The organism is Variovorax sp. OK212 (assembly GCF_900112425.1).
Taxonomy (GTDB): domain Bacteria; phylum Pseudomonadota; class Gammaproteobacteria; order Burkholderiales; family Burkholderiaceae_C; genus Variovorax.
On the sequence record NZ_FOLP01000005.1, the window covers coordinates 485,012 to 493,288 of the forward strand.

Genomic DNA, 8,277 nt, shown 5'->3' on the forward strand with positions numbered 1-8,277 from the left:
GGGCAAGAAAAGTGGCGGGTGTGCGCTGCCATGGTCAATGCTCCACACCCAGATAAGCCCGGATCACGTCTTCGTTGTTGCGCACTTCGTCCGGCGTGCCGTCGCCGATCTTCTTGCCGTAGTCCAGCACCACCACGCGGTCGGAGATGTCCATCACCACGCCCATGTCGTGCTCGATCAGCACGATGGTCGCGCCGAACTCGTCGTTCACGTCGAGGATGAAGCGGCTCATGTCCTGCTTCTCTTCCACGTTCATGCCGGCCATGGGCTCGTCCAGCAGCAGCACCTGCGGCTCCATGGCCAGCGCGCGGCCCAGGTCCACGCGCTTCTGCAGGCCGTAGGGCAGGCGGCCCACCGGCGTCTTGCGGTGCGCCTGGATCTCCAGGAAATCGATGATGTGCTCGACGAACTCGCGGTGGCGCAGCTCCTCGCGCTCCGCCGGGCCCCAGCGCAGCGCCTGCGCGAGCAGGCCGCTCTTCATCTTGAGGTTGCGCCCGGTCATGATGTTGTCGAGCACGCTCATGCCCTTGAACAGCGCCAGGTTCTGGAAGGTGCGCGCCACGCCCATCTCGGCCACCTGGCGCGAGTTCATGTGCTTGAAGGTCTGGCCGCGGAAGGTGATGGAGCCCTGCTGCGGCCAGTACACGCCGTTGATGCAGTTCAGCATCGAGCTCTTGCCCGCGCCGTTGGGCCCGATGATGGCCCGCACCTCGTGCTCGCGCACGTTGAAGCTGATGTCCGTCAGCGCCTTCACGCCGCCGAAGCTCAAGCTGATGTTCTGCACGTCGAGCACGACGTCGCCGGTCTTGCGCGCGCTCATGCGGCCGCCTTCACGATGGGGAAATTCTTTGCCTCGACGACCTTCAGCGTGGCGCTCACCACGCCCGTGCGGCCGTCCTCGAACTTGACCTGGGTCTCGATGAACTGCTCGGCCTTGCCGCCGTAGAGCGCATCGACCAGCACCGCGTATTTCTCGGCGATGAAGCCGCGGCGCACCTTGCGCGTGCGGGTGAGCTCGTCGTCGTCGGGGTCGAGCTCCTTGTGCAGCACCAGGAAGCGCGCGATCTGCGTCTCGCCCATGCCGTCCTCGCCCGCCAGGTCGGCGTTGACCTTGCCGATGCACTCGGCAATCAGCGTCAGCACGTCGGGCTTGCCGGCCAGGTCGACGTAGCCGCCGTAGGCCAGCCCGCGCCGCTCGGCCCAGTTGCCCACGGCCTCGAAGTCGATGTTGATGGCCGCGCACACCTGGTCGCGCGCATTGCCGAAGCACACGGCTTCCTTGATCTGCGGGAAGAACTTGAGCTTGTTCTCGATGTAGTTGGGCGCGAAGATCGCGCCGCCCACGAGCCGTCCCACGTCCTTCGCGCGGTCGATGATGCGCAGGTGGCCCTCGCTGTCGAGCACGCCCGCGTCGCCGGTGTGGAAGTAGCCGTTGGCGTCCAGCACCTCGGCGGTGGCGTCGGGGCGCTTGTAGTACTCCTTGAGCACCGACACGCCGCGCACCAGCACCTCGCCGTCTTCGGCGATCTTCAGCTCGATGCCCGGCGCGGCCGTGCCCACGGTCTGCAGCTTGACCTTGCCGTCCTGCTGCAGGCACACGTAGGCGCAGGTCTCGGTCTGGCCGTAGAACTGCTTGAGGTTCACGCCGATGGAGCGGTAGAAGCGGAACAGGTCGGGCCCGATGGCCGCGCCCGCGGTGTACGCCACGCGGATGCGGCTCATGCCCAGCACGTTGCGCAGCGGCCCGTAGATGAGCAGGTTGCCCAGGCCGTACAGCAGCCGGTCGCCGGTGCTCACCGGCGCGCCGTTCAATATGTCGGCGCCCACGCGCTGCGCCAGCGCCATGAACCTGGCATACAGCCAGCGCTTGGGCGCGGCCGCGTCTTCCATGCGGATCGACACGGCCGTGAGCAGGCCCTCGAAGGTGCGCGGCGGGCCGAAGTAGTAGCTCGGGCCGATCTCGCGCATGTCGTTCATCACCGTCTCGCTCGACTCGGGGCAGTTCAGCGTGAAGCCGCCCACCAGCCACTGCGCCACCGAGAACAGGTGGTCGCCCACCCACGCCATCGGCAGGTAGCTCATGATGTTGTCGCCGGGGCCGAGCCGGTCGGTCTCCACGCCGCCGCGGCCCGCCGCGATGAAGCTCGCATGCGTCTGGCACACGCCCTTGGGGCGGCCGGTGGTGCCCGAGGTGTAGAGGATCACGCCCACGTCGGTGGCCTCGCCGCTGGCCACCGCGCGGTCGTAGTAGCCCAGGTGGGCCTTGTCGAACTCGCGGCCCAGCGCGCGCAGCTGCTCGTAGCTCATGAGCCCGGGCTGGTCGTAGTGGCGCAGGCCCTTGGGGTCGTCGTAGATGATGTGGCGGATCGCGGGGTAGCGCTCCTTCTGGATCTCGCGGCACTCCAGCAGCTTGTCGACCTGCTCCTGGTCCTCGACGATCACGAACTCGATGCTCGCGTCCTGCAGCATGAACACCATCTCGCCGGCCACCGCGTCCTGGTACAGCGGCACGGGCACGCCGCGCAGGCTCTGCGCGGCGACCACCGCCATGTACAGGTGCGGCCGGTTGGCGCCGACGATGGCCAGGTTGTCGAAGGCCTTGAAGCCGAGGCTCGCCAGGCCGCAGGCCATTTCGCGCACCTCCTGCGCCACGGCGTTCCAGGTCCAGGTTTGCCAGATGCCGAGGTCCTTTTCGCGCACGGCGGGCGCCTCGGGCTGGGCCTCGGCATGCGCGAGCAGCAGACGGGGGAAGGTGGGGGCGGTTGTTTGCACAGTGGGCGGATCGTAGGTCCCACTTTGACGCCCGGTTGTCGTTCCAACGACAATCCTAGGGACACTACTCCCCGGAGTTTCCCGATGCCTCACGGCGACCTCAACCACAACCACGTGCTCGGCGGTTCCATCAAGGACCGCGTGCGTCCCCCCAGCGGCGCCGAACTCGACAGCATCCCCTGGCTGCACACGCTCACGCCCGCCGAGCGCCGCCGCGCCGAGGCCACGCTGGTAGTCGGCGAGGCCGAGCCCGGCGACCTGGTGTGCCGCGTCGGGCGCTCGCCCACCTATTGGTTCGGCGTGGTCGAGGGCCTGCTGAAGATGAGCAACGACAACGCCGACGGCGGCTCCGTCACCTACACCGGCGTGCCGCCCGGCGGCTGGTTCGGCGAGGGCACGGTGATGAAGCGCGAGCCCTACCGCTACAACATCCAGGCGCTGCGCCGCAGCGTGGTGGCGGGCCTGCCCATCGAGAGCTTCCACTGGCTGCTGGACCACTCCATCGGCTTCAACCGCTTCGTGATGAACCAGCTCAACGAGCGGCTGGGCCAGTTCATCGCGGCGCTGGAGATCGACCGGCTCAACAACCCCGACGCGCGCGTGGCGCGCAACCTGGTGTCGCTGTTCAACCCGGTGCTGTACCCGGGCGTGGGCGAAGTCCTGCGCATCACGCAGCAGGAGCTGGCCTACCTGGTGGGCCTGTCGCGCCAGCGCGTGAACGAGGCGCTGAACGGCCTGTCGGCGCAGGGGTTGATCCGCGTGGAGTACGGTGGCCTGCGCGTGCTCGACCTGCCGGGCCTGCGCGCGACCGCGATGTCGAACAAGAAGAACCAACCCTCCGCGGAAACGGAAACCCAATGAGCCTCAAAGACCAGATCCAGATCGTTCCCGCCAATGAGCAGGCCGCCTTCGCTGCACCGCCCGAGCCGCCCGAACCGGCGAAGAAGGCGAAAGCCGCAGACGCCGGCCCCACGCTCGAAGAAGCCCTTGCGCACAACGAGCGCCTGGCCGAGAAGATCGAGGCGCTCGACGCCGTGCTGGCCAAGCCGCTCAGCGAGATCCTGGCCGACCGCGAGAAGGCCGACGAAGCCGCGCTCGCGTGGGACCGCTTCGGCGCCATGTGGATGCTGTCGCAGCGCGCCATGCGCCGCGTGGCGCTCGACCTGGCGGCGCAGCTCGGCGTGAGCGAGGAAGAGGTGGTGGCGCGCGCCATGGTCAACGCCAATGCCGTGCTCAACGGCGCGGACGAAGTCGACCTGGGCGGCACCATCGCGCCCGCGCAGCTGCAGCACATTGCCCGCCACCGCAACTTCCTGCGCAAGCAATTCCGCACCGGTTGAGCCGCGAGGCTTTCCCCAAGGCTTGCCCGCAAGGCTTTTCATTACCCCTTAACCTCCTCGCCTTCTTTCCAGAAAGTCCTTTCCCGATGACCGCTTCCCACCTCACCCTCATCACCGGCGCCTCGCGCGGCCTGGGCCATGCCATGGCCGAACAGCTGCTGCAGGCCGGCCACGTGGTGCTCGGCATTTCGCGCAAGCAATCGCCCGAGCTGGCCGCGGCCGCGGATTCGGCCAAGGCCGCCGGCGCCGAGCTCACGCAATGGGAGCAGGACCTGTCCGACCCCGTGGCCGCCGCGGCCCGCCTGTCGGCCTGGCTGCAGACCGTGGACGGCCAGCGCTTCGACAGCGTCACGCTCATCAACAACGCCGGCACCGTGGGCAACCCCGCGCCGCTGTCGCGCGCTGTGGCGTCCGAGCTGTCGCTGGCGCTGCGCATCGGCCTCGAAGCGCCGATGCTGCTCACGGCCGCCTTCCTGGGCGCCACGCGCGAATGGCGCGGCGCGCGCAAGGTGCTGAACATCTCGTCGGGCCTGGGCCGCAACGCCATGGGCAGCCAGGCGCCGTACTGCGGCGCCAAGGCCGGCATGGACCACTTCTCGCGCGCCGTGGCGCTCGAGGAAGCGCAGGCGCCGAACGGCGCGCGCATCGTGTCGCTGGCGCCCGGCGTGATCGACACCGACATGCAGGTGCAGCTGCGCGGCGCCTCGGCCGACAAGTTCCCGGACCGCACGCGCTTCGAGAAGATGAAGAACGAAGGCATGCTCGACAGCCCCGCCACGGCCGCCGCCAAGGTGCTGAAGTACCTGGCGCGCGCGGACTTCGGCGCGAACCCCGTGGCCGACGTGCGCGACCCGGCCTGAACGCGCACGCAGCAACGCATCGAAACGGGACGCACACCATGGCCACAGCCAAGTCGATCGACACCAACGACTACAAGCTCTTTCCGTCGCCGAGGAACGTGCACCGCATCATCTTCGAACACCAGGTCTTCGTGCCTTACCCGTACGCACTGATCGTGATGGACGAGTTCTACTTCAAGGGCCGCTTCAGCCTGTTCTCGGCCTGCCGCATGAGCGACGGGAAGATGGGGCAGGTGGCGACGTTCGAGCTGGCGTCGGACGTGGAGATCTTCAACACGAAGTTCGTGCCCGACTGAGCCCGCGGTATTTGCATGTCTCCCTCCCCTTCCGGGGGAGGGCAGGGGTGGGGGCCAGCGGCGCATCCATCGCCACGGCTTTTTCAAACGCCGTCAGCCCCCATCCCAACCTTCCCCCGAAGGGGAAGGCGCAAGACGGGCTCACTGCATCACGAACCTGTCCCGCTGCGCCTGCGCGCATTCCCCCATCACGCTCAACGCCCGCTCCACCACCGGCGTGCCCATCACGAACGGATTGGGTTGCGCCGGCTGCTGGCGCAGCGCCGCCAGCTTGCCCTGCGAGCCGTCGATGTTCGAGTGGTTCGACAGCATCACGTCGATCTTCTGCGCCGACACCACCGTGTCCATGCGCTGCGTGGCGGCGATGTAGCTGTTCAGGCGCGGCACGTCCTTGCCGAAGTTGAAGCCCGTGCCGCCCCACAGCATGGCGCGGTGCTTCTGCTTGCCCGAGGCCACGTCGAACACCGGCGAGATGGTGCCCATGGTGTGGCCCGGCGTGATGTACAGCGTGAGGGTGGTGTCGCCCAGCGTGAGGCGGTCGCCGTCCTTCACCGAGATGTCGCGCGGACCGCGCTTGGGCGGTGCGCCCCAGATCGGCGTGGCGAACTCCAGCTTGGTCTCGGTCATGGTCCAGTCGGCTTCGCTCATGACCACGCGCGCGTGGTACTTCTGCGCCAGGTAGGGTGCGCCGCCGTAGTGGTCGCCGTGGCCGTGCGTGACCAGCACGTACTTGATCTGCGCGGGGTCGAGGCCCAGCTTGCGCATGCCGCCTTCGATCAGCGCGGCGGCCTCCACCTGGTTGTTCAGCGCATCGATGAGGATGATGCCGTCCGAGGTCTTCACTGCCCACGCGCTGACCCAGTCGGCACCCACGAAGTACAGGTTGTCGAAGGCCTTGCCGGGCGGCGGCGCCGGCTTGTCGATGAGGGCGGTGAGGCTGCGGTCGAGCTCGGCCTGCTGCGGCCGCGCGTCGGCGGCGGGCTTGCACAGCGTGAGCAGCGCGCCGAGGTCGGTGCCCGCGGTCTTCGTGGCCGCCGAGACGTGGGCGGCGACGGTGGCGTTGGAGGGCGCCTGCGAGGCCGATGCCTGTGAGGCCGGGGTCTGCGCGCACCCCTGGACGAGGGCGGCAACCGCGGCCAGCGCGGCTGTCTTCAGGAACGGTGAACGGGAAGGAAAGCGGGAAGGGAAAAGAACCATCGGTGTCTCCATGCCGTCGCTGCGGCTTGTTCCGGAGACACCATTCTGCGGCGCGCAGGCTTATTCGATTGTCGCGCCCGAGGCTTGCACGATGCCCTTCCACTTGTCGTAGTCGGTCTTCAGCAGCGTGCCGAACTGGGCCGGCGTCATGCCCTGCGGCTCCGCGCCCTGGGCAATGATGGCGGCCTTCATTTCAGGCGTGGCCAGCAGCTTGTTCACTTCGGCGTTCAGCAGCGTGACCACGTCCTTGGGCGTGCCGGCCGGCACGAACAGGCCGTACCAGGTGGACACGTCGAAGTCCTTGTAGCCGAGCTCGGCCACGGTGGGCGTGTCGGGCAGCGAGGTGCTGCGCTTGGCCGAGGTGACGGCCAGCGGACGCAGCTTGCCGGCCTTGATCTGCGCCAGGGCCGAAGGCACCGACGACACCATCAGGTCGACGTTGCCCGCGAGCACGTCCATCATGGCCGCGTTGGAGCCCTTGTAGGGCACGTGGCGCATCTTGATCTTGGCGGCGCTGTCGAAGATCTCGCCGGCCAGGTGGATGGTGGTGCCGTTGCCCGGCGAGCCGTAGGTGACGGTGTCGGGCGCGGCGCGCGCGGCCTTCACCACGTCGTCGAGCGACTTGAACCTGGAGTTGGCCTGCGTGACGATCACCACCGGCGTGTAGGCCACGTGGGCCACGGCCGTGAGGTCCTTCACCGGGTTGTAGCTCAGGTTCTTGTAAAGCCAGGGCGCCACGACCATGTTGTCCTTCTGGCCCATCACGATGTCGTAGCCCGTGGGCGCGGCGCGCGCGGCCTCGGCGATGCCGATGGTGCCGCCGGCGCCGCCGCGGTTGTCGGGCACCACGGTCCAGTGGTTGGCCTCGGTGAGCTTCTGCGCGACCAGGCGCGCCAGGATGTCGGTGCCGCCGCCGGGCGGGAAGGGCACGACCATGCGGATGGGCTTGGCGGGGTAGGCCGGGGCGGATGCGGCGGTCTGGGCGTGGGCGGTGGCCGTGAGGGCCAGCGAGAAGGTGAGCGGAAGGGCCAGCGCAATGGCCAGCGTGCCGAGGTTTCTGCGGATCATGGGTTGTTGTCTCTTTGTCGTCTGTCGAAGCGAATCGGGGGTGCGGCGATGCCGTCACTGCACCGGGGGTGCAGTGTGCCGCAAGGCGCGCCGGAAGGATTTCTTCATTCGCGATGGGGCCCGTATCGAGGTGCGGGGGCTGTTTTGCGCGTGCCTTGACAGCGGGGCGCGAGCGGCGAATACTGCACCGGACGGTTGAGTAATCAAAGTTGAGTCATCAATTCTCGAAGGAGACGCTCATGCTCGGAAACATCGACGCGGTGGCCAATCTCGCGGTGAAGGACCTCGCGGTGGCCCGCCGCTTCTACGAAGACACGCTGGGCCTCGCGCAGGTCGACACGGAGGGCGACGAGGTCATCGTCTACCGCAGCGGCGGCACGCGCATCAACGTGTACCGCTCGCAGTTCGCGGGCACCAACCAGGCCACGGCCGTGACCTGGCAGGTGGGCAACGACATCGGGCGCATCGCCGCGGCGCTGAAGGAGCGCGGCGTGCGCTTCGAGCACTACGACATGCCCGGCACGACGCTCGAAGGCGACCTGCATGTCATGGGTGACATGAAGGTCGCGTGGTTCAAGGACCCGGACGGGAACATCCTGAACCTCATCAACGGCTGAAGCTTCAGCCGAAGTCTCAACTGAAGGCTCAGCCGAAGTTCTTGGCGGCGAAGTCCCAGTTGGCCAGCTTGGCCAGGAAGGTCTCGACGAACTTCGGGCGCAGGTTGCGGTAGTCGATGTAGTACGC

The 8,277-nt window shown here is 67.9% G+C and carries 10 protein-coding genes; 5 read left to right on the top strand and 5 right to left on the bottom strand.

The window, feature by feature from the left end:
- Positions 1 to 34 precede the first annotated feature (34 nt).
- Positions 35 to 820: an ABC transporter ATP-binding protein gene (locus tag BM004_RS18865; RefSeq protein WP_093134992.1), complete on the bottom strand. Its 786-nt coding sequence runs from the start codon at positions 818 to 820 to the stop codon at positions 35 to 37.
- Positions 817 to 2,772: an AMP-dependent synthetase/ligase gene (locus tag BM004_RS18870; RefSeq protein ID WP_093215682.1), complete on the bottom strand. Its 1,956-nt coding sequence runs from the start codon at positions 2,770 to 2,772 to the stop codon at positions 817 to 819. The genes BM004_RS18865 and BM004_RS18870 overlap by 4 nt, the downstream gene beginning before the upstream one ends.
- An 84-nt stretch (positions 2,773 to 2,856) precedes the next feature.
- Between BM004_RS18870 and BM004_RS18875 the strand changes: the two genes are divergently transcribed.
- The 4 genes from BM004_RS18875 to BM004_RS18890 all read left to right on the top strand — a co-directional run bounded on the left by BM004_RS18875 (position 2,857) and on the right by BM004_RS18890 (position 5,268).
- Positions 2,857 to 3,633, top strand: coding sequence for a Crp/Fnr family transcriptional regulator (locus tag BM004_RS18875; protein WP_093134987.1), 777 nt, complete (start codon positions 2,857 to 2,859; stop codon positions 3,631 to 3,633).
- Entirely contained in the window at positions 3,630 to 4,112 is a 483-nt protein-coding gene (locus BM004_RS18880; protein ID WP_093215686.1) for a hypothetical protein, read from the top strand. Before BM004_RS18875 ends, BM004_RS18880 begins: the two co-directional genes overlap by 4 nt.
- Positions 4,113 to 4,198: 86 nt before the next feature.
- Positions 4,199 to 4,972, top strand: a complete 774-nt coding sequence (locus BM004_RS18885) for an SDR family NAD(P)-dependent oxidoreductase (RefSeq protein ID WP_093134982.1) — start codon at positions 4,199 to 4,201, stop codon at positions 4,970 to 4,972.
- Between the two features lie 38 nt (positions 4,973 to 5,010).
- Positions 5,011 to 5,268, top strand: a complete 258-nt coding sequence (locus BM004_RS18890; protein WP_093134980.1) for a hypothetical protein — start codon at positions 5,011 to 5,013, stop codon at positions 5,266 to 5,268.
- A gap of 141 nt (positions 5,269 to 5,409) precedes the next feature.
- On the opposite strand, the gene BM004_RS18895 is transcribed toward BM004_RS18890, so the two are convergent.
- Positions 5,410 to 6,465: an MBL fold metallo-hydrolase gene (locus BM004_RS18895; protein ID WP_093215688.1), complete on the bottom strand. Its 1,056-nt coding sequence runs from the start codon at positions 6,463 to 6,465 to the stop codon at positions 5,410 to 5,412.
- Positions 6,466 to 6,525: 60 nt separating this feature from the next.
- The gene (locus tag BM004_RS18900) at positions 6,526 to 7,533 is read right to left on the bottom strand and encodes a Bug family tripartite tricarboxylate transporter substrate binding protein (protein WP_093215691.1); all 1,008 of its coding nucleotides are present in this window, start codon (positions 7,531 to 7,533) and stop codon (positions 6,526 to 6,528) included.
- A 239-nt stretch (positions 7,534 to 7,772) separates the two neighbouring features.
- Here BM004_RS18900 and BM004_RS18905 point away from each other — a divergent pair, with 239 nt between their 5' ends.
- A complete protein-coding gene (locus BM004_RS18905; RefSeq protein ID WP_093215693.1) occupies positions 7,773 to 8,150 on the top strand; it encodes a VOC family protein in 378 nt (125 codons plus the stop codon).
- Positions 8,151 to 8,178: 28 nt separating this feature from the next.
- Here the strand turns inward: BM004_RS18905 and BM004_RS18910 are convergent.
- On the bottom strand, positions 8,179 to 8,277 hold a 99-nt coding region (locus tag BM004_RS18910; RefSeq protein ID WP_305727953.1), incomplete at its 5' end, for a Fe-Mn family superoxide dismutase.

What these genes read in the sequence shown, in the direction of transcription:
- BM004_RS18895 (WP_093215688.1), bottom strand. Translation starts at nt 6,465, where the DNA reads ATGGTTCTTTTCCCTTCCCGCTTTCCTTCCCGTTCACCGTTCCTGAAG.
- BM004_RS18865 (WP_093134992.1), bottom strand. Translation starts at nt 820, where the DNA reads ATGAGCGCGCGCAAGACCGGCGACGTCGTGCTCGACGTGCAGAACATC.
- BM004_RS18885 (WP_093134982.1), top strand. Translation starts at nt 4,199, where the DNA reads ATGACCGCTTCCCACCTCACCCTCATCACCGGCGCCTCGCGCGGCCTG.
- BM004_RS18890 (WP_093134980.1), top strand. Translation starts at nt 5,011, where the DNA reads ATGGCCACAGCCAAGTCGATCGACACCAACGACTACAAGCTCTTTCCG.
- BM004_RS18900 (WP_093215691.1), bottom strand. Translation starts at nt 7,533, where the DNA reads ATGATCCGCAGAAACCTCGGCACGCTGGCCATTGCGCTGGCCCTTCCG.
- BM004_RS18880 (WP_093215686.1), top strand. Translation starts at nt 3,630, where the DNA reads ATGAGCCTCAAAGACCAGATCCAGATCGTTCCCGCCAATGAGCAGGCC.
- BM004_RS18875 (WP_093134987.1), top strand. Translation starts at nt 2,857, where the DNA reads ATGCCTCACGGCGACCTCAACCACAACCACGTGCTCGGCGGTTCCATC.
- BM004_RS18905 (WP_093215693.1), top strand. Translation starts at nt 7,773, where the DNA reads ATGCTCGGAAACATCGACGCGGTGGCCAATCTCGCGGTGAAGGACCTC.